20 protein-coding genes and 2 tRNA genes are annotated in these 24,919 nt (G+C 43.5%); 13 read left to right on the top strand and 9 right to left on the bottom strand.

The window, feature by feature from the left end:
* Position 1: 1 nt before the first annotated feature.
* Positions 2 to 346 (bottom strand): DMT family transporter, encoded by a 345-nt coding sequence (locus tag B2863_RS06240; protein WP_057761111.1) that lies wholly within the window; start codon positions 344 to 346, stop codon positions 2 to 4.
* 487 nt (positions 347 to 833) lie between these two features.
* Here B2863_RS06240 and B2863_RS06245 point away from each other — a divergent pair.
* The 3 genes from B2863_RS06245 (at position 834) to B2863_RS06255 (ending at position 2,483) form a co-directional block, all read left to right on the top strand.
* Positions 834 to 909, top strand: a tRNA-Asn gene (locus tag B2863_RS06245).
* 190 nt (positions 910 to 1,099) lie between these two features.
* Positions 1,100 to 1,429, top strand: a complete 330-nt coding sequence (locus tag B2863_RS06250; protein ID WP_057761113.1) for a hypothetical protein — start codon at positions 1,100 to 1,102, stop codon at positions 1,427 to 1,429.
* A 322-nt stretch (positions 1,430 to 1,751) separates the two neighbouring features.
* Positions 1,752 to 2,483: a hypothetical protein gene (locus B2863_RS06255; protein WP_296208313.1), complete on the top strand. Its 732-nt coding sequence runs from the start codon at positions 1,752 to 1,754 to the stop codon at positions 2,481 to 2,483.
* Positions 2,484 to 2,587: 104 nt separating this feature from the next.
* On the opposite strand, the gene B2863_RS06260 is transcribed toward B2863_RS06255, so the two are convergent.
* The 3 genes from B2863_RS06260 to B2863_RS06270 form a co-directional block, all read right to left on the bottom strand.
* Positions 2,588 to 2,678 (bottom strand) — tRNA-Ser (locus tag B2863_RS06260).
* Between the two features lie 92 nt (positions 2,679 to 2,770).
* Positions 2,771 to 3,919 carry a type I glyceraldehyde-3-phosphate dehydrogenase gene (locus B2863_RS06265; protein ID WP_296208590.1) on the bottom strand — a complete coding sequence of 383 codons (1,149 nt, stop codon included), beginning with the start codon at positions 3,917 to 3,919 and terminating at the stop codon, positions 2,771 to 2,773.
* A 159-nt stretch (positions 3,920 to 4,078) separates the two neighbouring features.
* Entirely contained in the window at positions 4,079 to 6,016 is a 1,938-nt protein-coding gene (locus B2863_RS06270) for an AAA family ATPase (RefSeq protein WP_296208315.1), read from the bottom strand.
* A 326-nt stretch (positions 6,017 to 6,342) separates the two neighbouring features.
* On the opposite strand from B2863_RS06270, the gene B2863_RS06275 reads away from it, so the two are divergent.
* From B2863_RS06275 to B2863_RS06310, 8 genes are all read left to right on the top strand, one after another.
* Positions 6,343 to 7,869 carry an aldehyde dehydrogenase family protein gene (locus B2863_RS06275; protein ID WP_114700459.1) on the top strand — a complete coding sequence of 509 codons (1,527 nt, stop codon included), beginning with the start codon at positions 6,343 to 6,345 and terminating at the stop codon, positions 7,867 to 7,869.
* Between the two features lie 156 nt (positions 7,870 to 8,025).
* The gene (locus B2863_RS06280; protein WP_296208320.1) at positions 8,026 to 8,352 is read left to right on the top strand and encodes a DUF779 domain-containing protein; all 327 of its coding nucleotides are present in this window, start codon (positions 8,026 to 8,028) and stop codon (positions 8,350 to 8,352) included.
* Between the two features lie 190 nt (positions 8,353 to 8,542).
* Complete coding sequence (locus B2863_RS06285; protein ID WP_201548898.1) at positions 8,543 to 10,171, top strand: GMC family oxidoreductase; 1,629 nt, start codon at positions 8,543 to 8,545, stop codon at positions 10,169 to 10,171.
* Between the two features lie 459 nt (positions 10,172 to 10,630).
* The gene (locus B2863_RS06290; protein WP_201608115.1) at positions 10,631 to 12,271 is read left to right on the top strand and encodes an ABC transporter substrate-binding protein; all 1,641 of its coding nucleotides are present in this window, start codon (positions 10,631 to 10,633) and stop codon (positions 12,269 to 12,271) included.
* A gap of 195 nt (positions 12,272 to 12,466) precedes the next feature.
* On the top strand, positions 12,467 to 13,483 hold the full coding sequence (locus B2863_RS06295) for an ABC transporter permease (protein WP_296208334.1): 1,017 nt from the start codon (positions 12,467 to 12,469) through the stop codon (positions 13,481 to 13,483).
* A gap of 140 nt (positions 13,484 to 13,623) precedes the next feature.
* Positions 13,624 to 14,538 carry an ABC transporter permease gene (locus B2863_RS06300; protein WP_057761128.1) on the top strand — a complete coding sequence of 305 codons (915 nt, stop codon included), beginning with the start codon at positions 13,624 to 13,626 and terminating at the stop codon, positions 14,536 to 14,538.
* 1 nt (position 14,539) lies between these two features.
* The gene (locus B2863_RS06305; RefSeq protein WP_296208336.1) at positions 14,540 to 15,607 is read left to right on the top strand and encodes an ABC transporter ATP-binding protein; all 1,068 of its coding nucleotides are present in this window, start codon (positions 14,540 to 14,542) and stop codon (positions 15,605 to 15,607) included.
* Positions 15,604 to 16,575, top strand: coding sequence for a peptide ABC transporter ATP-binding protein (locus tag B2863_RS06310; protein ID WP_296208340.1), 972 nt, complete (start codon positions 15,604 to 15,606; stop codon positions 16,573 to 16,575). The genes B2863_RS06305 and B2863_RS06310 overlap by 4 nt, the downstream gene beginning before the upstream one ends.
* 42 nt (positions 16,576 to 16,617) lie before the next feature.
* Here B2863_RS06310 and B2863_RS06315 read toward each other — a convergent pair whose 3' ends face one another.
* The 4 genes from B2863_RS06315 to serS all read right to left on the bottom strand — a co-directional run bounded on the left by B2863_RS06315 (position 16,618) and on the right by serS (position 22,104).
* Entirely contained in the window at positions 16,618 to 17,649 is a 1,032-nt protein-coding gene (locus B2863_RS06315) for an NERD domain-containing protein (protein ID WP_296208343.1), read from the bottom strand.
* A gap of 60 nt (positions 17,650 to 17,709) precedes the next feature.
* On the bottom strand, positions 17,710 to 18,252 hold the full coding sequence (locus B2863_RS06320; RefSeq protein WP_296208345.1) for a hypothetical protein: 543 nt from the start codon (positions 18,250 to 18,252) through the stop codon (positions 17,710 to 17,712).
* Between the two features lie 272 nt (positions 18,253 to 18,524).
* On the bottom strand, positions 18,525 to 20,522 hold the full coding sequence (tkt, locus tag B2863_RS06325) for a transketolase (protein ID WP_296208347.1): 1,998 nt from the start codon (positions 20,520 to 20,522) through the stop codon (positions 18,525 to 18,527).
* Positions 20,523 to 20,817: 295 nt separating this feature from the next.
* Positions 20,818 to 22,104, bottom strand: coding sequence for a serine--tRNA ligase (gene serS / locus B2863_RS06330; RefSeq protein WP_296208350.1), 1,287 nt, complete (start codon positions 22,102 to 22,104; stop codon positions 20,818 to 20,820).
* Positions 22,105 to 22,602: 498 nt separating this feature from the next.
* Here serS and B2863_RS06335 point away from each other — a divergent pair, with 498 nt between their 5' ends.
* Both B2863_RS06335 and B2863_RS06340 read left to right on the top strand, forming a co-directional pair.
* Complete coding sequence (locus B2863_RS06335) at positions 22,603 to 23,262, top strand: YcxB family protein (protein WP_296208352.1); 660 nt, start codon at positions 22,603 to 22,605, stop codon at positions 23,260 to 23,262.
* A 266-nt stretch (positions 23,263 to 23,528) separates the two neighbouring features.
* Positions 23,529 to 24,014: a Dps family protein gene (locus tag B2863_RS06340; RefSeq protein ID WP_296208355.1), complete on the top strand. Its 486-nt coding sequence runs from the start codon at positions 23,529 to 23,531 to the stop codon at positions 24,012 to 24,014.
* A 122-nt stretch (positions 24,015 to 24,136) separates the two neighbouring features.
* Here the strand turns inward: B2863_RS06340 and B2863_RS06345 are convergent, their stop codons facing one another.
* On the bottom strand, positions 24,137 to 24,841 hold the full coding sequence (locus tag B2863_RS06345; protein ID WP_296208358.1) for a DUF2057 family protein: 705 nt from the start codon (positions 24,839 to 24,841) through the stop codon (positions 24,137 to 24,139).
* Between the last annotated feature and the right edge of the window lie 78 nt (positions 24,842 to 24,919).

A 24,919-nucleotide genomic window follows, 5' to 3' on the forward strand; every position in this document is an offset into this window, starting at 1 on the left:
ATCAATGCACCACAGAATTAGACAATAAGTTCATCACAACAACACCGCCGACGATCATCGCGATGCCAACCACTGCTGCTGTATCAAGATTTTGCTTGAATAGCACCACACCAGCGAGTGATGTCAGCACAATCCCAAGCCCGCCCCACAGTGCGTACGCAATGCCTAGCGGTATGGTCTTGAGCGTCTGAGCCAACAGATAAAATGAAACCGCATAGAGCGCGCCCATCATTAAAGTTGGCACCAAACGGGTGAACTGTTCTGACTTTACCAAAAAAGTCGTACCCACCACTTCGCATATAATGGCAATAGTCAGATAACCGTAAGCAATCGTAGTAGGACTCATCTTTAGAACACCCGCTTTTGTTCAACGCATGCTATGAAAAAACATAGCAAAGAAACCACATGGTCGGTATTTTATAGAATACTGCTGCCAATGTGAAGGGTTGTCTTGCAACTTTATTGTGTCAAACGGTGTCGCACCACCTTTATATTCAAAAACACAAAGCACCAAGTCCAGTTTTACTTTGCCGAGTTGATATCTATTTCGATACTTTTATCGTTCATCCTATATGCCATATAAAAGTTTCTGAAAATAATTTTTATTTTTAAAGCACATTTATCGTCATTTTCTATTGAGTCCTGCCATGAAATAGCCTATCTGATAAGGGATTGGCATTAATTTTCAATAATTGCGATAATATTTATAATTAAACGCATAATAAGGTTGACAGCCTGTAGTGACTTGGCTAAAATGTGCCCCACATAACGCAAACAAGCTAATTAACTGCTTTAATATAAAGCGTCAATAACTTGCTGTTATGACCAACTATTCTCCAATAGCTCAGTTGGTAGAGCAACGGACTGTTAATCCGTGTGTCCCTGGTTCGAGCCCAGGTTGGAGAGCCATATACTAAAAACCTTCATCATAATTTGATGGAGGTTTTTTTATTGTTGCGTCTTTTATATTTACTTCTAATAATATTAGCACGGCTGTGGTGTTCTTTTAGACATTTTTGTTGTATGGTAAGATTAGTTTTGATTGGGTTCGTTTTTGTTTGAGTGCTTCGCTCTTACTCACTAAAAGTAATGGTTTATTATGATACCTGTACGTATAAAAAATAAGTTTTCTGATCATCCGCAAAAAATCATGCGCCCGATTAGTATTCGTTTGTCTGAAGAAATGATTGGCCTACTAGAAACGACGTCATCAGACTTGGGCTTTAAGCGCATTCAAGGGCTTATTCGTCTTTATATTCGTCAGGGCTTGGATCGTGACCATCAGGATTATACGCTTGCCCATGATGAAGTATTTATCGAAACGCTACGTAAACGCGGCGTTAGCCAGCATATTATCGATGAAGCGATTGTAGTGACGCATAACAACAACATCACTCATCCGCTATCTGAGTTGCAAGACAACGATTAAACAATTAATAATATCGTTGCTAATTAATAGTAACGCTGCTAAATAGTATGAAAATAAAAGAGACCAAGTTTGCTAACGCGAGCTTGGTCTTTTTTGTGGCTGTTATAAAAGTTAAAGCATTATTGATATTTTTCTAACTCTCTTCTTGTTACGTCCTATTTCCATCTTATTCATAGTACGTATTTTTTAAGTACCCTGCGATATTTGCGGCTTTAGTTAGCCATAACTAAACACAACAGATGTTTAAACAAGGTATATTAAGAATATAGTCGCGACTATTTATAAGGTTTCAACATAATAAAGATCTGCAAGGAGGGGTACGATGACGGGCTTACATCAGCGTTTCAACAAAACTTTGTTTTCAACCATGACGGTAGCAATGCTAGTGATTGCGACTGGCTGCTCATCACCGCAGACTGATCCAAGTAAAACAACCATACCGACAGATTCTGACCAATGGCAAAAAAAGTTAGGGCAAACTTTTGAGCAGTTGTCTGAGGCCGATCAACAAGTACTCAGCCGCTATATGCTGCGCATGAAATTGAGCGATGCTTATGAATCAGGAGCCATGCCGCGTACCACTATCAAGCAAGCGCTAATACAACAGCGTGAATACGAGCGGCTGCATCCAAACAACCCAACGGGCAAGAAAAGTCCTATTGTCAAAGGTCAGGCGGCGAATGCTACCGCACAGATGTATCCTGTCGCCCTGCTCCCTGTGAAAACCAGTGATAGCGATAGCTTAAATCAAGTCAAAATGCAGTTTATGCTATCCAATCATGGCAAAGGCGCGATAAAAAGTTTTAAAGGGACGCTAACCATGAAAGATGCCAATCTTACAAAGGGCAAAAACTTTAATGTGCCTTTGACAACGTTTGACCCACCTATCGCACCAGAGCAGTCTGGCAAGATCATTATTGAAAGCAGCATTGAGGATATCAATGTCATGCGCGCTATCAAAAATGCTAGTGGCATCACTATCGAGATTAATAAAGGTACGCTTACCTTAGTAGATGATCAGACAATCGAATTTGAAAATTCGTTAGTGAAGTAGCTGTATAACCTACTATTGAGGATTTTATAGAAGGGACTAATGAATACTTTTATCAATACCATAAAAAAAGCCCCAATCATTGCTGATTGGGGCTTTTTCGAATTTGGCGGAGACGGAGAGATTCGAACTCTCGAAGGGCTATTAACCCTTGTCGGTTTTCAAGACCGGTGCATTCAACCGCTCTGCCACGTCTCCATTGGTGCATCATTATATAGATATCATTTTATAATGCAAGCCCCTAAACTAAAAAAATTCAATTAATTTTCGAATACTTGTAAATTGGTGCATTATCGCTTGCTTGAGGCCAGATGTAAGCACATATCGAGCAGCCTATTGGCATAGCCCCATTCGTTGTCATACCATGCAAAAACCTTATATTGACCACCCACTTGCATAAGCTGCTGACCATCAATGATAAGCGACTCAGTCTGATGAATAAAATCACTAGATACCAATGGCTCATCGGTATAAGCCATAATGTCATGCAAATGTGCCTGACTGGCAGATTTAAGTACCTCTCGCACTGTCTCGACATCGACATCTGGCGTATCAAATACGAAAGTGACATCAATCGCAGCCACGTCGATAGTGGGCACTCGTATCGAATGCCCATTTATCTTGCCGACCATGGCTGGTAGCACTCGTTCTGTCGCAGCGATACTACTGGATGTCGTTGGGATAATGTTATAGCCAGAAGCTCGCGCCCGTCTTGGATCTCGATGTGCTTGATCAAGCACTGTTTGATCGGCAGTGACTGCATGAATCTCGGTCATCATGGCTGACTGCACACCAAACGCCTTATCTAGCGTATCAATCAACGGTACCAATGCCTGCGTGGTACAAGACACACTAGAAATAATCGGTAGCTCAAGCGTGAGCGCATCGGTATTCACGCCCATCACGATACAGGCATCCACATCGTCAAATGGCGCGGCACCGATAATTACTTGCTGCGCGCCAGCATCGATATGTAGCGTCGCTTGCTCATACGAGCGAAAATGCCCAGTACACTCTAAAACCACATCGACACCCAGCGCCTGCCAAGGTAAATTTTTAGGATCAGGCTCTGATAGCATATTGATGCAGTAAGTCAGATTGTTTTTGGTCAGACAGAGCTCAGTCTTGCTCATATCACCTGACTCACTCTCTACAATCTCAGCATTGACCCCTAGTCGACTGAGGCGGCCATGTGTGCTGTCAAACTTCAATAAATGCAGCAAGATATCCGCTGGCGCTAAGTCATTAATTGCCACTACATGAATCGCACGGCCCAACACTTCAAAGCGCTCTAGCAAAGCACGAAGTACATTGCGCCCTATTCGACCAAAGCCATTGATAGCGACTCTCAGTGGCTGTGTGTGCTCACCAGTAGTACGGAACGTCGCCGCTATCGGGTCAGAGGTCAATTGATAAGTAGCGCTCGAAAAATCAGGCATAACATTGGACATAAAGGGTATCGCTATAAATGGGTGTAAAAACTGAGCGTTATCACGTTGAGTGCGCTTTTGATTGCTGAATACTAAGAAATAGCAAAAATAAAGCCTATAAAACTAGAGATAACAAAGTTATAGGCAATAAAATTATAAGCAGCAAAACTATGGTGTGATAAAAATCAATGCGAGGCGAATGGTATTGTAGTCAATGCTTTGCTTGAGATGATCATATATCGGACGCAATTTGATGCTACCGTCATCATTGAAATCATTTGGACTATTAGCGACTTTAATAGCGACATAGGCGTTGCCAACGGCTGTCATTACCTCATCATCTGGACGCAGATGATCGCAGGCAAGGCTTGGATCTTGTGATTTTAGGTCAGCAATATGACGCATGATAGTCGACTGTGACAACTGACGCGCTTGTGATATCTCCGCAATGGTCAAACTCTCTTCTAACAACACTCTGGTCGCAAGTAAAGTACTGTCTGATTTGTCAGAGACCTGATTGCCTAACTTCTGTTTTTTATCGATTTTCGCTTGCTGTTGTTCGCGGCGTTTCTTTTGTAGGGTGGCGTAAGCATCGATTACCGACTTGCTCAATGTCCCACCTGACTTCAGCACGAATTTTTCATGTGCCTGCTGCATACTTTCTTCATCTAGCATCGCATAATTAGCATCCGCTTCTTCAGACAGTACCAAAAACCGCTTATCTGCGCCGCGAGCCAATGGATCGAGTTGCAAGCTCATATCGTTCATACCCAGCAGCTGTAGGCCAGATAGCGACTTGAGGCGTGACAATGCTACATAGCCTTGTCCTAACTCAAAAGTACGCGATAAATCGATTTCAGCCGCATCGAGGGTCATGCCCTGCGATTTATGAATGGTAATCGCCCATGCCAGACAGAGCGGCACTTGTAAGTAACTTGCTAGCACATCACCCGTTTCATCTTCGATAATCCATTCTTCAGGCTCAGCGATAACTTCTCGTCCTGAATTAAGTCGCACGACAGGCATTTTCTGGGTCGTTGGTTTCTTTGACTTTGGTTTTTCTTTGTCTTTCTTAGCAGCGAGCTTTTTACCTTTTGTCGTTTTTTCGCCAGCAGCATCCTCATCAACGTCATCGTTGCTATCGTCTTCGATTAACGCGTCACTACTGTCTTTATCGTCTATTTTGACAGCAGCAAACCCAATCAACTCGCCCATCGTCCCGTTAGAGACACCAAGCTCAGCGTTGTTTTTGATAAACATCACCTTTGCACCGACTTTTAAAATCAGCTCGTCTTGGGTACGTACGGTCTTTTTTAGCGTCTCAACCAGCTTACTATCGCCTGTTGCCGTCGCCTCAAAACGCATCATCTCGCCATCTAGAGACGCCAGTTCTTTGTCATTGATTTTATTGACATTGAGGTTATGGGTATACAGACGCGTACGCTTGATATCGACACTTTGGTCATACGTCGCTTCTAAAGCGGCAATCGCCTCAAAGGTCACTTCCTGACGACGAATTTGGTTAAGAATATCGTCTAAATCGAGTCCGCCATTGGCTGCATCGCTCACTTGACGATGCTGCTCAGACAAGTAGCAAATATGGAACTTGGCATCGAGCCACGCTTCGGACATAAAGGCGAATTTTTCACGATTCGTCTCGCCTTTACTACCAATCGGCGGTAACTGAAAAAAGTCTCCTGCGACTACCACCTGAATACCACCAAACGCTTTGTCATTTTTGCGAATATGCTTGAGCACTTGGCTGACCAAGTTAAGCTGTTTGGCATGTAGCATTGATATCTCATCGATAACCAATACCGCTGTATCTTTCAATCTGTCTGCTAAGAACTGCTTGCGTGACAAGGTAGACAAATCTCGATCAGTCAGCTCATCTTTGATACCGATACCTGACCAACTATGAATCGTCGTGCCGTTCATGTGCGTGGCAGCAATACCCGTACTGGCTGTCACCGCAACAGGGACGCGGCGGGCGCGTAAATAATCGATATATTGATTGAGAGTATAAGTCTTACCTGAACCTGCTGAGCCGGTCAAAAAGACGTTTTGACCTGTTTTTAGGATATCAAGAGCAGAAGATTGACGCATAGATCCAAACCAACCAGTATTATGAAGAAGAAATAGTACAAAAATAAAGCCGCCATGATTAACTCAATAACCATAGCAAGCCAAAGTAGATGTTCACAATTATAACAGCTGCATACCGTTTGCGAACCATTTTAACCGACTCATATCACATAACTTAAAGTTATACGATACAAAATATATCATTATAAAAAGTCATTATCGTTCTGCTAAAAAGCTCAGTACGATAGGATGATAACTTGGTTAGGAAGACCAAGAATATATTTTTAAATGGTCATACGTAAGTGACCATATTTTAAATAACCATAATACACAACAAGGAGTGGTTAATGTTATACGCTTATCCCAATACTGAAAACAGTCCCGTCCAATTCCGCGAAAAATACGATAACTTTATTAATGGTGAGTGGACCCCTCCTGTCGATGGCGAGTACTTTGACAACCCAAGTCCTATCGATGGTAAAACCATTTGCCAAGTCGCCCGTTCAAAAGAAGCAGATATCGAAAAAGCCCTAGATGCTGCGCATGCTGCCAAAGACGCTTGGGGTAAAACTAGTGTCGCTGAACGTGCCAATTTATTATTAAAAATCGCAGATAGCATGGAAGCCAATCTAGAAGCGATCGCTATTGCTGAATGCTACGAAAACGGCAAGCCTGTACGCGAGACCTTGATGGCAGATATTCCACTAGCCATCGATCAATTCCGTTATTTCGCCAGCGCCATCCGCGCACAAGAAGGCGGTATCAGCCAAATTGATGAAGACACTGTTGCTTATCATTTCCATGAACCGCTTGGCGTTGTCGGGCAGATTATCCCATGGAACTTCCCTATTCTAATGGCAGTATGGAAAATCGCCCCGGCTCTAGCCGCTGGTAACTGTATCGTCATGAAGCCTGCTGAGCAAACGCCTGCCTCTATACTATATATGTTAGAAGCGATCGGTATTGCTGACATCTTACCTAAAGGCGTGTTAAACATCGTCAACGGCTTTGGTGTCGAAGCTGGTAAACCACTTGCCTCAAACCCACGTATCAACAAAGTTGCCTTCACTGGTGAGACCACAACAGGTCGCCTCATCATGCAGTACGCCAGCGAAAACATCATTCCAGTGACGCTAGAGCTTGGCGGCAAAAGCCCAAATATCTTCTTTGCCGATGTCATGGACGAAGACGATGATTTCTTGGACAAAGCGGTCGAAGGCTTAGTCATGTTTGCCTTAAACCAAGGTGAAGTCTGTACTTGTCCATCACGTGCGCTCGTACACGAAAGCATCTATGACGAATTTATCAAACGCTGTATCGCTCGTGTCGAAGCGATCAAAATGGGCAATCCACTAGATACTGAGACTATGATTGGCGCGCAAGCCAGCTCAGATCAGTTAGAGAAGATTTTATCTTATCTTGATATCGGTAAAAAAGAAGGGGCGAAAGTCCTAGTCGGTGGCGATCAAGCCAAACACGATGGCGACCTAGCAGATGGCTATTATGTTAAGCCAACTATCTTTGAAGGTACCAACGATATGCGCGTGTTCCAAGAAGAAATCTTTGGACCTGTACTCGCTGTCACCACCTTTAAAGACGACGAAGAAGCCATGCAAATTGCCAACGACACCCTATATGGTCTAGGCGCTGGCGTTTGGACACGTAGCGTACATAAGGCCTATCGTTTCGGACGTGGTATTCAAGCGGGCCGCGTATGGACCAACTGCTATCATCTATATCCATCACATGCGGCATTCGGTGGCTATAAACAATCAGGTATCGGCCGCGAAAACCATCTGATGATGCTCGATCATTATCAGCAAACTAAAAACATGCTGGTTTCGTACAGCCCTAAAAAAATGGGTTTCTTTTAATCTAATCTGTGAATGCATGACAGTACTTAGAAAACAAATGCAATCTGTCGCAAGATAGGTTGCATTTTCACTTTAAGAAGTCGTAAAAAGCCATGTCTTGAATAATAGCTGTTCAGAATAATATGTTTTTCGACACTGATAGCATAGGAGTTGAGTATGAAAATTACAGCAACAGAGTCTTGTAAAGCGTTAATTGAGCTATTGAAATCCAAGCACGGTGAGCTAATGTTTCATCAATCAGGTGGCTGCTGTGATGGTAGCTCGCCCATGTGCTATCCATTAGGAGAGTTCAAAGTAGGTGGTCAGGATGTACTGGTTGGTGAGCTTGCTGGCTGTCCATTTTATATGGGCAAAGCACAGTACAATTTATGGCAGCATACCGATCTCACCATTGATGTCGTCAATGGTCGCGGTGCGAGTTTTTCGTTAGAAATACCTGAAGGCAAACGCTTTATCGTACGCTCAGAAATCTGTTCGATATAAGCTTGTTCAGTGCAAAATTAAGTAGCATTAATTTTATATAACATACCGAATATAACAGTCTTCGCTTGTCCTAAGATATTGACGCAAATAGATACCGCAGAGTCATTTTTATTTTATTATTTCAGCAGAATAATAGTTACTGTAAAGCGTACCCTATTTTAATTAGCATGGATGCTATAAGGAATATGAAATGGAATTTGACACAACATTTGACTATGTCATCGTCGGTGGTGGATCAGCAGGTTGCGTGCTCGCTAGCCGTCTCACTGAAAACCCAGATATCAGTGTCTGTTTATTAGAGTACGGCGGTGATGGCAAAGATCTAGCAGTACGCGTGCCTGCTGGACTGATTCTGATGGTTCCTGGTAAACCGCTTAAATTGAACAATTGGTGCTTTCATACTACTCCGCAAGAGCACCTTAACAACCGTAAAGGTTTTCAGCCGCGTGGACAATGTCTGGGCGGCTCATCAGCTATCAATGCCATGATCTATACGCGCGGTAGTAAGCTAGATTATGAGCGCTGGGTAGAGCAAGGCTGTACTGGCTGGGGATTTGACGATGTATTACCCTACTTTATCAAAGCTGAAAACAACGTTCGTGGTAGCGATGATCTACATGGTGATAGCGGGCCGCTGCATGTTAGCGACCTACTCAGTCCACGAGACATCTCTAAGGCATTCGTAGAAGCTGCGATTGCCAATGGCTTAGATCATAACACCGACTTTAATAGCGAAAAGCAAGACGGTACAGGGTTGTATCAAGTCACTCATTTCCATGGTGAAAAACAAGGCCAACGCTGCTCTGCCGCGGCTGCCTATCTGCATCCTGTCCAAAACCGCTCCAACCTGACGGTTATCACTCATGCGCAGGCTAACCGCGTCATTATCGAAGACAATCAAGCGACAGGCGTCGTCTACGAAAAAGACGGTGTCGAACATACTGTCACGGCGCGTCATGAAGTCCTGTTATCAGGTGGTGCGTTTGGTTCACCCAAAGTTCTGATGCTCTCAGGTATTGGTCCTGCAGAGCATTTGCAGTCTCATGGTATCGATGTGGTGGTAGATGCACCTGAAGTCGGTGGTAATTTGCAGGATCATTTAGACGTCGTCTTTGATTATGAGGTCAATACTACTGATGTCATCGGTATTGGCATGGCATCGATTTCGACATTAACCAAAAGTATTCGGCAGTGGAGAAAAGACGGTACAGGGCTGCTGTCTACCAACTATGCAGAGGCAGGTGCGTTCTTTAGCGTCGGTGACGATCCAAAGGAGTGGCCAAATACCCAGCTGCACTTTGTCATCTCGCGCGTGATAGAGCATGGCCGTGATCTCAGACGCGGCTTCGCTGTCTCTTGTCACAGTTGCTACTTACGGCCTGAAAGTCGAGGTACTGTTAGGTTGGACTCAGCCGACCCTTCTGATGCTGTCTTGATCGATCCAAACTATCTGTCGCATCCAAAAGACGTAGAGTATATGGTAGCTGGTGCCGAGCGTACTCGAGCCATCATGCAAGAGTCCGCACTCGCTAAATACATTACTGAAGACTACCCTGCCCCTTACCTCGAAAAAGACGGCATGCTCGGCTATATCCGTAATAAGTCAGATACCATCTATCACCCAGTAGGCACTTGCCGCATGGGCTCAGATGACAGTTCTGTGGTTGATTTGGAATTGAAGGTACGAGGTGTGAGCGGACTACGAGTCATCGATGCATCAGTGATGCCAACGCTTATTAGCGCCAATACCAATGCGCCAACTATCATGATTGCCGAAAAAATAGCCGATCTCATTAAAGCGAATCATAGCCCTGTTTAATGCTGCATTGGACAAACGGCTTATAGTTGGCTACTTCAAAGAGACATAACTTTATTATTTCTAACTGTTAACAATGAGTAAAATTGTAACTAGTTAGCGATTTAAAAGCGTGTCTCTTTGCTACTTAGAATAAATAAACATAAAGCCGTAGAATCTAGTATTTAATATCTTATTGGTGCTAAATACGGTAAAACCGTGCACTTTTTATCAAAATTAGTCTATTTATCGCTTGCATTACCACAGATTAAGAGAGTATATTCGAACGACTTACTTATATTTTTAGTTTCTATCTATATAATTTAAAGTTATAACAACATTTAATATGTTTTATTTTGTATATATAAAATACTGCATAGATAGATACTTTAGAGGTCACTAAACGCTTTCTCATCGTATTCATGCTCGAGTACGAACATATGGATACATGAGTACCTACCTACCATTACATAGGATGTAATAATGCAAAAATCACTCTTCAAACTTACGATGTTGGCGACGTTTGTCTTAGGTATCAGCGCCTGTAGTGGAGACAACAAAACCACCAACGATTCTGCTGCTAGCTCAGATGCCAAAGCCGCCAAAACATTGCTATATTGCTCAGAAGGTAGCCCTGCTGGATTCGATCCAGCGCAATATACTTCAGGTACGGATTTTGATGCGAGTGCCTTCCCTATTTATAATGGCTTGGTAGAATTCAAAAGAGCGGAAACTGAGATTCAACCAGGACTTGCGGAGAGTTGGGATATTAGCGAAGACGGCAAGACTTATACCTTTAATCTACGCAAAGGGGTTAAGTTCGGTACAACTGACTACTTTACTCCGACTCGCGATTTCAACGCGGATGACATTGTCTTTACGCTAGAACGTATCACTGACCCAGACTTTGAATTTAATAAAGCTTATCCTGCTGAATTCCCATATTCAGTCGGCATGGGACTACCTGATATTATCTCTAATATCGAAAAGGTTGACGACTATACGGTAAAAATTACCCTTAGCGAAACCAATGCGCCGTTCCTACAGAACCTAGCGATGCCTTTTGCTTATATTGGTTCTGCTGAGTACGCAGATCAATTGCTAGCCTCTGGCAATGCTGCTGATATCAATACTAAGCCAGTCGGTACTGGACCTTTCGTCTTTACCTCATATCAAAAAGACGCGCAAATTCGTTATACCAAAAACCCAGACTATTGGAATAAAGACGACATCTATATCGACAACCTAGTGTTTGTCATCACTAAAGACTCAGCAGTTCGTGCACAGAAAGTGCAAGCTGGCGAATGTCATGTGTCAGCCTATCCAAAACCTGCCGAAATCGAATCTGTCAAAAAATCAGGTAAAGCCACCGTTCTCGATCAGCCTGGCTTCAACGTCGGCTATGTCGGTTATAACGTAGAAAAACCTCAACTGAGCGATCTTAAAGTGCGTCAAGCATTAGATATGGCGATCAACAAAGACGCTATTATCAATGCGGTTTATCAGAGCGAAGGCCTCAAAGCAACCAACCCAATGCCGCCAACACAGTGGGGCTATGACGAATCACTTAAAGATGCGCCTTACGATGTCGAAAAAGCAAAAGCACTAATCAAAGAAGCTGGCGCGGATAACCTTTCTATCAATCTATGGTATATGCCAGTTCAGCGTCCGTACAACCCAAATGCCAAGCTAATGGCTGAAATGCTACAAGCAGATTGGGCGAAGATTGGCGTCGATACCAAGCTTGTGACTTATGAATGGGGCGAGTACCTAAAACGCGCTGCTAAAGGTGAACCTGATGTCATTCTAGCAGGCTGGACTGGTGACAATGGTGATCCAGACAACTGGCTCGGTTCGTTATTATCTTGTGACGCGGTCGGTGGAAATAACTACTCGCGCTGGTGTAATAAAGACTTCGATAATTTGGTGACCAATGCCCGTCAGATTAACAATCAAGATGAGCGTGTCAGTGAATATGAACAAGCTCAGCAGATATTCAAAGAGCAGCTTCCTTGGACAACAATGGCACACTCGGTAGTGACCGTATTCACCGCACCAAACGTGGTCGATTATAAAATCAGCCCGCTTGGCTCAATACGCTTCGATGGTGTAAAAGTTGAATAACCTTGACTGATTAATTCCGTTACGACATAAGCAATTTATTCATTTTATTCATTCATATAAGTGCGGCTGGGTCAGATACTCTGCTCCAGCCGCACTTATATGAATGATATGAACAATATGAATTAAGCGCTTTGTCACGGATCTCTTCATCATTGCTAATACTCTAATCATTGAACCACAACTATTGAGCAGCCCATGCTACTTTATATTCTGCGTCGTATTGCCATTTTAATACCCGTCTATCTTGGCCTAACGCTATCCACTTTTACTCTGATTCGTCTCGTACCTGGAGATGCGGTCGAGATTATGATGGGCGAGCGTATGGTCGATCCAGAGCTACATGCTCGTGCCTTAGAAAGGCTAGGATTAGACAAACCACTCGTTGCCCAGTATTGGGATTATTTGACTGGCATCTTAACAGGTGATTTCGGTCAGTCCTTTCGTACTCGTACACCTGTACTACAAGACTTTTTTGCCCACTTTGTTCCTACTCTAGAATTGGCGTTATGCGCTATTGTCATCGCTAGTATCATTGGTGTCAGCTTAGGCATCTTTGCTGCCTTGCGCCGTGGTACATGGATTGATTACACCCTCATGTCAGGCGCGTTGGCAGGTTACTCTATGCCTATCTATTTATTGGGCCCTATCCTGACTGGTATCTTCGCTCATTATTTAGGTCTCCTGCCCGTCGCTGGGGTGATATCTGTCGCACAGTTTTTAGATGTGCAGCCACTGTATGGCTCATGGTTACTTGGTTCACTAAGCTCGGGAGAACCTGGCGCGTTTTGGAACGTGGTCAAACACTTTATATTGCCCTCTATTGCTTTATCGACCATTCCGTTAGCGATGATTGCGCGGATGACACGCTCTGCGATGCTAGAGGTATTAGACGAGGATTACGTGCGTACAGCGCGAGCCAAAGGCCTATCTCCACGCCGAGTGATACTAGTCCACGTGATGCGTAATGCCCTGATTACTGTGGTTACAGTCGTTGGCTTACAAATGGCGACATTACTCGCAGGTGCCATTATTACCGAGACTATCTTTAGTTGGCCAGGCGTTGGTAATTGGCTACTCGATGGGTTTTTCACTCGTGATTACCCTATTGTACAAAATGGTATTTTATTAGTCGCCACCGCTCTGATTTTGGTTAGTTTATTTATTGATATTTTGTATGGTCTGATCAATCCACGTATTCGCCATACTTCTTAATTTAACATTGATAAATACTCACATTATAAATAGTGATGATTAACGCTTACATGGTTCTAAAGGTTTTTAGCAAATTTCTAATAATTGTTAGGAAGGAAGCCCAAACAAACCCAATGCGCTAGCCACTATAGGAAATGCTCATGAAGCCTTCTGTTCTCCCCTCTGATGTCAATCTGATGGCAGCCACACCGCCGTCATCTTGGCAGCTATTTTTATCGACGTTCTGCCGAAACAAAGGCGCCGTGATTGGTTTCATTGTACTGGCATTGATGGTCCTTGTTGCCATACTTGCGCCTGCTATTGCGCCTCATGATCCTTATGAACTGTTCACCGGTCAAGAGCAATTGCCACCTGCTTTTTTAGATGGTGGCAATGCGATGTTTTGGCTAGGCACTGATGATGCAGGCCGAGATACCTTATCTCGAGTGATGTATGGCGCGCGTTATTCGTTGTTTATCGGTCTAAGCGCAACGACTCTGGCGATGTTGGTTGGTATCTCATTAGGTCTAAGTGCGGCGTTTTGGCCAAAGGTCTGGGGCAAGGCAGTTATGTTGGTCAATGATATCCTGATGTCATATCCGAGCTTGCTATTGGCGATTATCATTGCCGCTATCTTAGGGCCTTCTATGACCAATACGATTATTACGATCGCACTGGTCTGTACGCCGCCCTTTATTCGGTTAACTCGTGCGACTGCGATGGTAGAGCTGCAACGTGAGTATTTTATTGCCTCACAAGTGATGGGCGCTGGCGTACTCAGATTGTTGTTTATTACTATTTTGCCCAACTGTATGGCACCGCTTATCGTACAGGCAACGATGATTTTCTCGTCTGCTATTTTAGAAGCGGGTGCGATTGGTTTCCTAGGCTTTGGCGTACAGCCACCTGATGCCGAATGGGGCGCGATGCTAGGTACGGCACGTCAATATATTCAAAGTAATGTTTGGCTAGCAATCTGGCCGGGTGTCGCTATCTTCTTAGCTGCACTATCAATTAACCTGACTGGTGATGGCTTACGCGATGCGCTAGATCCTAAATTAAAGCAGGTGACTTAAGATGACTGAACCATTAATTAATACGCCTATCACTCACACGTCTATGAATGGCGCAGCAACAAAAGACTCACCATTGCTGCTAGATATTGAAAACCTGTCTGTCACTTTTGGACAAGGAGTGCGTGCCTTTCGCGCAGTCGATGATGTATCGCTAAAGATAACCCAAGGTGAGGTCATCGCTGTCGTGGGTGAATCTGGCTCAGGTAAATCGGTCACTATGATGGCGCTAATGGGTTTGTTGCCACCTTCCGCGACCGTACGTGCACAGCGAGTGGCCTTTGACAATAAAGACATGCTCAGTATGTCAGCCAAAGAGAGACGCGGAATCATTGGTAAAGACATCTCTATGATTTTTCAGAATGCGATGTCTTGCCTAAATCCAAGCTTTACGGTTGAAATGCAGCTAGGTGAAGTACTACGCAAACACCTTGGTTTACGAGGCGCAGCAGTACAAACACGCATCTTAGAGCTGCTAGAATTGGTTGAGATGCCTGATGCAAAGAATCGTCTCAAGGTATATCCGCATCAGCTATCAGGTGGTATGAGCCAACGGGTTATGATTGCGATGGCAATTGCTTGTGAGCCAAAACTACTGATCGCTGATGAACCGACTACGGCTCTGGATGTCACAGTACAGGCGCAAATTATGGACTTGCTGAGCCGATTGCAACGCGAAAAACAAATGGCCATGGTGTTAATCACCCACGATTTAGGTCTGGTTGCACAAAACTCGCGTGATGTCGCGGTCATGTATGCTGGACAAGTGGTCGAAACCAGTACCGTGCCAGAGATTTTTCAAAAGCCTGCCCATCCTTATACTGAAGCATTGCTACAAGCCATCCCTGAATTGGCTATTGGTCAAGATAGGCTAAACAGTTTACCAGGGGTCGTGCCAAGTCAATATGACAGGCCGGCTGGTTGCTTGCTGTCTCCGCGTTGCCCTTATAAGGAGCCCGCTTGCGAAGTTCCGCCGCCTATTTTAGATACGCCCAATGGCAAGGTGCGTTGTATTGATTCTAATATTACTTCTCGCCCCTCTCACGCTGCTACCTTGGAGTCACAAGTATGAGTAATAAAGTGGTCCTAAAAGCAGACAATCTACACAAGCATTATCCAGTATCACAAGGTTTGGGCAAAGCAAAGGCTTACGTAAAAGCACTTAATGGTGTCTCATTCGAGCTTGAAGCTGGCAAGACACTGGCCGTCGTTGGTGAGTCAGGCTGCGGCAAATCTACCCTTGCCCGCCAGTTGACACTGATCGAAGCACCTACACATGGTGAGCTATTTATCAACGATGAAGGCACCACTGGCTATAGCAGAAAGGCACTAAAAGAGTTGCGTACTGAAATTCAAATGGTCTTTCAAAATCCTTATGGTAGCTTAAATCCGCGTCATACCATTGGCTATCAATTGACAGAACCATTAGATATCCATACCAAACTGTCTAAAGAAGAAAAGCGCGACAAAATCAACGAGATGATGAGACATGTCGGTCTACGTCCAGAACACGCTGGTCGTTATCCGCATATGTTTTCGGGTGGACAGCGTCAACGTATTGCCCTCGCCCGCGCGATGATGCTCAATCCGAAAATCGTCGTCGCTGATGAACCTACTTCTGCACTCGATGTATCGATTCAGGCGCAAGTTTTAAATCTATTTATGGATTTGCAGGATGAGTATCGTACCGCTTACGTCTTTATCTCGCACAATTTGTCGGTCGTGCGCCACGTCGCTGATGATGTGATGGTCATGTATTTGGGTCAAGCTGTTGAACACGGCCCCAAAGAAGCGATTTATAACGCGCCAAAACATCCGTATACCATCGCGTTACTGGCGGCTGCACCAACGGTTAATGGCCATAAAAATGATTTGACCCTACAAGGTGAGCTACCAAGTCCGCTTAATCCACCAAGTGGCTGCGCCCTACATAAACGCTGCCCCTATGCCAAGCAGCAATGCAGCGAAGTAGAGCCACAACTGCGCGAATGGGAAGGTCGATTGGTGGCTTGTTTACGTTTAGAAGAGATATATGGTTAAGGTGACTAAGGTTAGGATGGCTAAGGTTAAGATGATTAACGACTAATCAATATTCACCACACCGCGGCACTTAGGAAATTGGCTACAACCAAAAAAGGTCTGACCTTGATTCAGGCCTTTTTTTGCCACGCGCTTGATCATCTCACCGTTACACCTTGGACAGGTTGGTATTTGGACAAGATTAGCGGCATTGTCTGTCGCTTCAATTATCGCAGAGGAACTCGCTGCTAATTCAGGCTCTACAACCTCAAACGGCGTAAGAAAAACCTTATCAGCAATATCGTGCGATGTAATTGTATGCTGAGTGTCCATACTATCAATTGGTAAATCGCTAGATTCAATCTCAGTTTGACCAGACCAGCGATGCACTTCTCTACTTTTTAGGATAGTTCTATCAACGGTTTCTTTTATTATAGGCTCAGGTGTAGGCTTGTTAGCCGTGTTAGCAATTGGTTTATCATTAGCGTTACCGCTAGGCTGCTTATTCGTATTCTGGCTTGGATTGCTATGCTTGGCTTTTAGATAGGCTTTATGCTCTCTATTGGTACGCCAAGACTTACTAAATCTATTGCTATTAATCTGCTCAACGATGGACTTAACCTCGTCTTCAGTCAGTATCTTATCCTGCTTTTTCTTCACATAAGACACCATACCACCTGTCAATACATGTTCAGGCAACTCGTCACGCGTTTTCAGCTCACACTCACCGATGAAGGCAATCATCGAATGGAAGTAGCTCAGCTCCAAGCCTAATAAATCTGCGAGCGTCTTAATGTGCAAGTAGTTTTGGCGCAATGGGTTCTGGAATTTGAATGTACTTCCATTTTGGAAAACTTTCGTCCACTGCTTTTGCTTCTCGCTACCATATATCCAGCCTTTATAGTTTTTGGTTTCAATCACAAAGATGCCGTATACAGAAACGATGATATGATCGATTTGGGTACTGCCACCATTAGCTCTTGGCAAGGTAATACCGTTTAATCGGTGATAAACATCTTTTTCAAGCTTTAACCACATGGCGACGTTGATGACGGCTTCACCTAGGAAACCTTTAAAACTGGATTTTAGGGACATAATAGCGATCTTTAGGATGGTTATAGAATGTGCTAAGCGTAATACCAAAACTCTTTAAATTTAATTAATCAGCACTCTCTTATGATGCTTTAAAGGCTTGGCATAAGCAGAAGAACATGATTTGATATGTTTATAAAAACTCTTATAAACCCGATCATATTCTTCATCAAGCTGTTTAAGTACATCTAAAGTACTATCGCTAGGATTAACTTCATGTTCATGCTGTGCATTTATCAGGTTTCCCCCTGCATTTAAAAACAACTCATATTTTTTCTCAAGCTCTGGAAAATATAAAGCTATTAATATTTCTATCCTGCCACCTTCTCTATAAAATTCATCAACGTCTAAAGCTTCATCGCAATTGCTTGAAAAACTTTTGGATTGAACTTCCTGAATAATGGCTGCAAAATCAACCAGTCTAAAAACCACTTCCTCAAACTTTATTCTCAAAAAGGCTTCATACTCCTTCTTGCGTTCAGCTCTCTGAGTAATGAGAATACCGCACAGTCCAAATATTCCGATTATGCAGGCTGCTATCAAGCCTTCACTTAGTTCAATCTGTTTTAGCCATGTAATAGCATTTGCCAGTTCGATACTATCCATCTAATTTTTCCAGTTCTGTAGTCATATAATTTATTTTTATATGAGAGCTGCACAAGAAATAAAACTTAACTTTGTGAGCAATCAATCTATTCTAATTTACCACTAAATCATTATATTGAGGCACAGAATTTAGTACTGATTGCAGCAGTTATTTTACCGATAGCCATATTGATGAAAGCAGACCAAAAGAAAAGCCAAAGATTAAGCCATAAAAAAAGAGCCACCAGATTTCTCCAGTAGCTCTTTCTTAAACGCTAATTAAGTTAGGTTTATTACACCAAACTATTTACCGCTTCAACCACAGCGTCAGTCGTGATACCAAACTCTTTATACAAATCACTAGCTGGAGCAGATTCGCCATAAGTGGTCATACCGATGACTTTGCCATCTAGACCAACGAACTTATACCAGTAATCTACATGCGCGGCTTCTACTGCTACGCGAGCACGAATATTGGTTGGCAATACGGCTTCACGATAGCTAACATCTTGCTCAACGAAAATCTCAGCACATGGCATAGACACCACACGGACGCCAACACCATTTGCGCTCAACGCCTCATACGCTTCCATCGCTAGGCCAACTTCTGAACCAGTAGCGATGATGATCGCTTGTAGCTCGCCTTGTTCTTTCGCAAGCACATAACCACCTTTGGTGATGTTCGCTACTTGCTCGCTATCACGTGCTTGATGTGGCAAGCTCTGACGACTAAAAATCAATGCTGATGGGTTGTTTTCTGATTTTATTGCTTCTACCCAAGCGCTTGCAGATTCGGTAGCATCACACGGACGCCATGTACGTAGGTTTGGCGTGGTACGTAGGCTAGTCAATTGCTCAACTGGCTGATGCGTTGGGCCATCTTCACCAAGACCGATAGAGTCATGCGTATAGACATGGATGACACGCTGCTTCATCAATGCGCCCATGCGTACTGCGTTACGTGCATATTCCATAAACATTAGGAACGTCGCTACGTAAGGGATAAAGCCACCATGCAATGCGATACCATTGGCAATCGCAGTCATACCGAACTCGCGCACGCCGTAATAGATATAGTTGCCATCGCTGTCTTTTTCGATGCCTTTAGCGCCTTTGAATAGCGTCAGGTTTGAACCAGCTAGGTCGGCTGAACCGCCCAATAGTTCTGGCAATAATGGCTGCAAGCTGTTGATAGCATTTTGGCTGGCTTTACGACTAGCGACATCGCCGCCCGCTTCTTGCGTTTGCTGAATATAGGCTTGCGCTTGGCTAGCAAAGTCAGCAGGCAACTCGCCATTTAGACGGCGTGATAGTTCTGCTGCAAGCTCTGGATAGGCTTTTTTGTATGCTTCAAAGTCCGCATCCCAGTTCTTTTGCTGTACATCGCCTTTGGCTTTGGCATCCCACGCTTCATAGATTTCGTCATCTAATTCAAATGGGGCATGTTTCCAAGATAGCGCATCACGGGTCAAGGCGATTTCATCATCACCAAGTGGTGCACCATGACTGGCGGCTAGACCTTGTTTGTTCGGGCTACCAGCACCGATCGTGGTTTTACAAATAATTAGACTTGGCTTAGTAGTCTCTGCAATCGCTTGCTCAGTTGCTTGCGTGATTGCATCCGTATCATGGCCATCGACTTTGATCACTTGCCAGCCGTACGACTCAAAGCGCGCTTCGGTATCATCAGTGAACCAGCCTTCGACATTACCATCGATTGAGATACCGTTATCATCATAGAAGAATACCAACTTACCAAGCGCCAACGTGCCAGCCAGTGAGCAAACTTCATGACTGATACCTTCCATCAAGCAACCATCGCCCAAGAACGCATAAGTATGATGATCGACGACGTTATGACCGTCACGATTGAACTGTGCGGCTAGGGTTTTTTCTGCGATCGCAAAACCAACCGCATTAGCAATGCCTTGTCCTAGTGGACCAGTAGTCGTTTCTACACCAGGCGTGTAACCAAGTTCAGGATGGCCTGGGGTTTTTGAATGCAGCTGACGGAAACCTTTAAGGTCATCAACGCTCACATCATAACCTGATAAATGTAGCAATGAATAAATAAGCATCGAGCCATGACCGTTTGACAGTACAAAGCGATCACGGTTGTGCCAATTAGGATCTGCTGGATTGTGCTTCAAAAATTTGCGCCACAAAACTTCGGCAATATCAGCCATACCCATTGGCGCACCCGGATGTCCAGAGTTGGCTTTTTGAACCGCGTCAAACGACAGTACACGGATGGCATTGGCTAGTTTACGTTCGCTAATTGGAGCTGGCATAGAGTGTCCTAATATTCGAATGAGTCGTATAAAGATAAGAGGAGAGTTTACTCAGAGGATAATCCATCAAAAACGCGACAGGCGTCCTCAATGGATAGGCTATAAAATAAAAATGCAATATTAACATATTTGCTATGAGCCTATCCAAAAATGCGGTGACAAGACCGTTTATATTTAGCAATGACTCACATCAGTTTTGTTAAACGATGAGCAATGACGGACTTTGATTTAAGTTATAAGTAAAAAGCTACGAGTGACCTAAGTGACAAGCAGCTCATTACTGATAGTCAGTTTATTAAACTGAAATAGTCTCAGCACCGCCCATAAACGGACGCAATACTTCTGGAATCGTAATGCTGCCATCAGCGTTTTGATGATTTTCCATCACTGCTAATAGCGTACGACCCACGGCCAAACCTGAACCATTTAAGGTATGAGCTAAGCTGGTTTGCTTACCGTCTTTAACACGCGTACCCATACGGCGCGCTTGGAAATCACCACAGTTAGAGCAGCTAGAGATTTCACGATAGGTGTCTTGGCTCGGTAGCCATACTTCGATGTCATAAGTCTTTTGTGCAGCAAAACCCATATCGCCCGTACATAGCTGTACAGTACGGTATGGCAACTCAAGCTGCTGCAAAATATATTCGGCCTGCCCTGTCATCGCTTCTAATAGGTCATCAGACTGATCGCTAGTACCGACATTGACCATTTCAACTTTTTCAAACTGATGCTGACGAATCAAGCCGCGAGTATCACGCCCGTGTGAGCCCGCTTCACTGCGGAAACATGGCGTATGCGCGGTGAATTTTAGCGGTAGCTCTTTGATATCCAAACGCTCGCCGCGTACCAAGTTGGTCATTGGTACTTCAGCCGTTGGGATCAAATAAAAATCCATCTCATCGTTGTTCGTGTGATTGCTTAGCTTAAACAAATCATCTTCAAACTTAGGCAACTGACCCGTACCTTTTAAGCTATCGCTATTAACGATATAAGGCACATAGGTCTCAAGATAGCCGTACTTCATCGTGTGCGTGTTCAACATAAATTGAATTAGTGCACGATGCAATTGCGCCAATTGCCCTTTAAGCACGTTAAAACGGCTACCAGTCAACTTAGTCGCTGCCTCAAAGTCCAGCATACCAAGCGTCTCACCGATATGCGTATGATCTTGAATTTCAAAATCAAACGTACGCGGCGTGCCCCATTTGCGCACTTCTACGTTATCATCTTCTGACGTACCGACTGGTACATCCGCCGCCGGAATATTCGGAATTTGCAAAGCCGCTTGAGTGATACGCTCTTGTAGCGTACGTAGCTCGTCTTCCGCAGCTTTAATCTCACCGCTAACGCTTTGCATCTCAGCCAATAGCTCACTGGCATCTTCGCCTGATTTTTTTAGGGCACCTACTTGCTTAGCACCAGCATTACGGCGCGATTGCAACTCTTCAGTTTTGACTTGTAGAGACTTACGCTCGTTTTCAATCGTCTGCCAGAACTCCATATCAAGCTCATAACCACGGGTGGCTAGCTGCTGCTGTAGGTCGCTTAAATCGCCGCGTAAGAGTTTCGGATCAATCATAGTAGTTGCCTGTAACACTAAAGGTGAGTAAAAGGTTTAAAAGTATTATTAATAGAGTAATTGCCTAGCGCATCGCTATCACAGTCTTTGTGATAACCGGCTATGACGTTATGTTTTATATCAACATATCTGGTAGACGCTATAATACCAAGACACGGCAGATTTGACCATGTTTTGGATACCTTTGGCTACTTTTCCCTGTTTTTAACTGACGTTCACTAGCTTTTGTTCATTATGCTAATCGCTTATAGCAAATTATTCTGTTTTTAATTTCTCACTTTTACTTTCGTCTAGTCTTAGTAAGCTGAGTATAGAGCGTGAACTACGTCATTAATATGACATCTATCCGTGAACAGTCTTGCTTATATGTTTCATTTAGGAGTACTTTTCGGTAAGATAAGCGCATACCTTTATTCACTTCTAGCCAAGTACAGCATTGCTGCTTCGCTTTGGCAGTTTTAATCCAACGCTTTTAATATAAGTATTTGAGAAACCTTTATGGCCCTGTACCCCTACACGCTCCAACCTGTCGCCTTAAACCTAACTGAGGCTGAATTTCACCAAGCACAGTATGAACTGTTTGCCAGTGCCAGCCCGTCTTTTGGTTTATCAAGCTTTAAAACCAAAGAGTGGATCATCATGGCAGTGGTTGTGGTACTCGCTATTGCAGGACTTATCTTTGTGACAGGCTATTCAACCATTATATTTTGGTTAATGCTGGTTGGTGTGGTGATTTATCTATTGGCACGTACTTTAGGTTTTAAATGGTACGTAAAAAGAGAGTTTGACAAACAAGTGGCTGACCAAGAGATGCCAGATGAAATGCGCCAGATGAAGTTAGGCGTGCAGAAGCATGGTTTAGTCATGGCGATGCCAAGCAACCAACCTGATATGATGAAAAACTCGCAGATGCGCGGTATGCAAATGCGTGCAGGTGCGACTCAGCAAGCAGTTATTCCTTGGACCTCTATCAAGAGTTGGGATGAGACTGATGACTATATCTTTATGATGTTTGAGCTAAAAGGTCAGCAAGGTAGCCAAATCGTACCAAAACGCTTGCAAGCACAGAAGTTTCCTATCGATACGATACGTCAACATTTACAAGAAGTGGTACCTATGAAAGGCTTAAATCCTGAAAACTTGCAGCCACCAGCGTAAATGTAATGAGGTCTCTCTATCGTTTAGAAAAACAATAGAGAGACTTGGTTTTAGTTTTATAAAACCAATCGTAAAATTGTATTTATTAAATTTAACTTATTAATAATAGTTTGCTATTATTATAAGCATCAAAGGAAGAGATAGAGTATATATTAATAGGTACGGATGAAAACTAAAGTATTTTTCGCTGTATTTCAATTTATTAGAGTCTTTATTCTTTTTTATTTATTATCATATAATTACACTCACACTATAAGGACAATACTATGAGTAATTCTAATAATGCTACTAACCAGATCGGTCTAGAAAAAGCAGACATGAGCGAAGTCATCGCCCAATTAAACAATCTACTATCAACATATCACGTGTTTTATTTAAACGTACGTGGCTATCACTGGAATGTAAAAGGTGAGCATTTCTTTACTTTGCATCCACAATTTGAAGAGCTATATACGTCACTACAACTCCAAATTGATGAAATCGCTGAGCGCATTTTAACGTTGGGTGGTACACCACTTCACGCTTACAGCGATTTTACGCAGCATACTAGCATCAGTGAAGACAAAAACGTAAAAGATGGCACAAGCTGTGTCAAGGGTGTGGTCACTGGCTTACAAGCGTTAATTGCAGAACAACGTCAAGTATCAGCGTTAGCTGAAGAGAGCGAAGACCAAGGTTCAGCTGACCTAGTTGATGCTTACGTACAAGAGCAAGAGAAACTTGTCTGGATGTATAACGCGTTTTTGGGTTAATAGTCGTTAGTTTCTGTTCGGCTTAACCTTACTTACTAGCTCTAATAATTATCAAATTCTAAACAATAAAAAAGCACCTAATTAGGTGCTTTTTTATTGTCTATCTTTTAGAAAAGACTGTTTTATTTTTGGATCCATTGACGCATTTTTTCACGTTCAGCAGGCGTTGCTTGTAGCCATACTTGCATAAACGTATCTAACGTACTAGTAGAAGTATTTACGCTAGATGCTTGCTTAACAGTGGTCGTGCCAGTGTTGACGTTGCTAGTAGTGTTTACTACTGGTTGATCTAAAGAGGCGATAGCACGTTGGTTCTGTAACTCTGCATCACCTGCACCGCCGAACACGCCGCCTAGCGCTTTACCAAGGCCTGAAAATAGACCACCTTGGTTACCGGCCATACTTTGCTGGCTAGCAATGACAGTATTGTTCTGTTGCACAGCGAGTGTTGGCTGCTTGGCATATTCTCTAGCAGCTTCATAATCTTCTGGTTGATTAGGCATAGTCAAACGATACGTTTGATTGTCGGCCAATTGTGCCGTCACACTGACATTACCTGAACGCAAATAATCATGCTCATCACGACGCAAGTTATATAAACGGTCATACTTAGCAGTAATAGCATGTTGTCCAGGCTGTAACGTAAAAGTTTTTTGTAGCGGCTGAAAAGCGCTCTGCTGAATTTCCTGCCCATTAATAGCAGTTACTTTTATATGGTCATCAACCTGTAGAGTAACCGCTGCCTGTGACAACATAGAGACCGAGGCAGCCCCTGCCAACAACGTACCTATCGTTAATTTTTTTAGCAAAGAAGCATTCGATTTCATAAGTTATTCCATTAATAGTAAAAGCGAGTTGGACAAAATATTTGTATTCTTACGGTTATTCATTTTTTGCTGCTAAAA

Source organism: Psychrobacter sp. UBA3480 (assembly GCF_002377945.1).
Taxonomy (GTDB): domain Bacteria; phylum Pseudomonadota; class Gammaproteobacteria; order Pseudomonadales; family Moraxellaceae; genus Psychrobacter.

Excerpts from the sequence above, each read along its gene's own strand:
- B2863_RS06240 (WP_057761111.1), bottom strand. The coding sequence starts at position 346 with ATGAGTCCTACTACGATTGCTTACGGTTATCTGACTATTGCCATTATA.
- B2863_RS06250 (WP_057761113.1), top strand. The coding sequence starts at position 1,100 with ATGATACCTGTACGTATAAAAAATAAGTTTTCTGATCATCCGCAAAAA.
- B2863_RS06255 (WP_296208313.1), top strand. The coding sequence starts at position 1,752 with ATGACGGGCTTACATCAGCGTTTCAACAAAACTTTGTTTTCAACCATG.
- B2863_RS06265 (WP_296208590.1), bottom strand. The coding sequence starts at position 3,919 with ATGCCTGATTTTTCGAGCGCTACTTATCAATTGACCTCTGACCCGATA.
- B2863_RS06270 (WP_296208315.1), bottom strand. The coding sequence starts at position 6,016 with ATGCGTCAATCTTCTGCTCTTGATATCCTAAAAACAGGTCAAAACGTC.
- B2863_RS06275 (WP_114700459.1), top strand. The coding sequence starts at position 6,343 with ATGTTATACGCTTATCCCAATACTGAAAACAGTCCCGTCCAATTCCGC.
- B2863_RS06280 (WP_296208320.1), top strand. The coding sequence starts at position 8,026 with ATGAAAATTACAGCAACAGAGTCTTGTAAAGCGTTAATTGAGCTATTG.
- B2863_RS06285 (WP_201548898.1), top strand. The coding sequence starts at position 8,543 with ATGGAATTTGACACAACATTTGACTATGTCATCGTCGGTGGTGGATCA.
- B2863_RS06290 (WP_201608115.1), top strand. The coding sequence starts at position 10,631 with ATGCAAAAATCACTCTTCAAACTTACGATGTTGGCGACGTTTGTCTTA.
- B2863_RS06295 (WP_296208334.1), top strand. The coding sequence starts at position 12,467 with ATGCTACTTTATATTCTGCGTCGTATTGCCATTTTAATACCCGTCTAT.
- B2863_RS06300 (WP_057761128.1), top strand. The coding sequence starts at position 13,624 with ATGAAGCCTTCTGTTCTCCCCTCTGATGTCAATCTGATGGCAGCCACA.
- B2863_RS06305 (WP_296208336.1), top strand. The coding sequence starts at position 14,540 with ATGACTGAACCATTAATTAATACGCCTATCACTCACACGTCTATGAAT.
- B2863_RS06310 (WP_296208340.1), top strand. The coding sequence starts at position 15,604 with ATGAGTAATAAAGTGGTCCTAAAAGCAGACAATCTACACAAGCATTAT.
- B2863_RS06315 (WP_296208343.1), bottom strand. The coding sequence starts at position 17,649 with ATGTCCCTAAAATCCAGTTTTAAAGGTTTCCTAGGTGAAGCCGTCATC.
- B2863_RS06320 (WP_296208345.1), bottom strand. The coding sequence starts at position 18,252 with ATGGATAGTATCGAACTGGCAAATGCTATTACATGGCTAAAACAGATT.
- tkt (WP_296208347.1), bottom strand. The coding sequence starts at position 20,522 with ATGCCAGCTCCAATTAGCGAACGTAAACTAGCCAATGCCATCCGTGTA.
- serS (WP_296208350.1), bottom strand. The coding sequence starts at position 22,104 with ATGATTGATCCGAAACTCTTACGCGGCGATTTAAGCGACCTACAGCAG.
- B2863_RS06335 (WP_296208352.1), top strand. The coding sequence starts at position 22,603 with ATGGCCCTGTACCCCTACACGCTCCAACCTGTCGCCTTAAACCTAACT.
- B2863_RS06340 (WP_296208355.1), top strand. The coding sequence starts at position 23,529 with ATGAGTAATTCTAATAATGCTACTAACCAGATCGGTCTAGAAAAAGCA.
- B2863_RS06345 (WP_296208358.1), bottom strand. The coding sequence starts at position 24,841 with ATGAAATCGAATGCTTCTTTGCTAAAAAAATTAACGATAGGTACGTTG.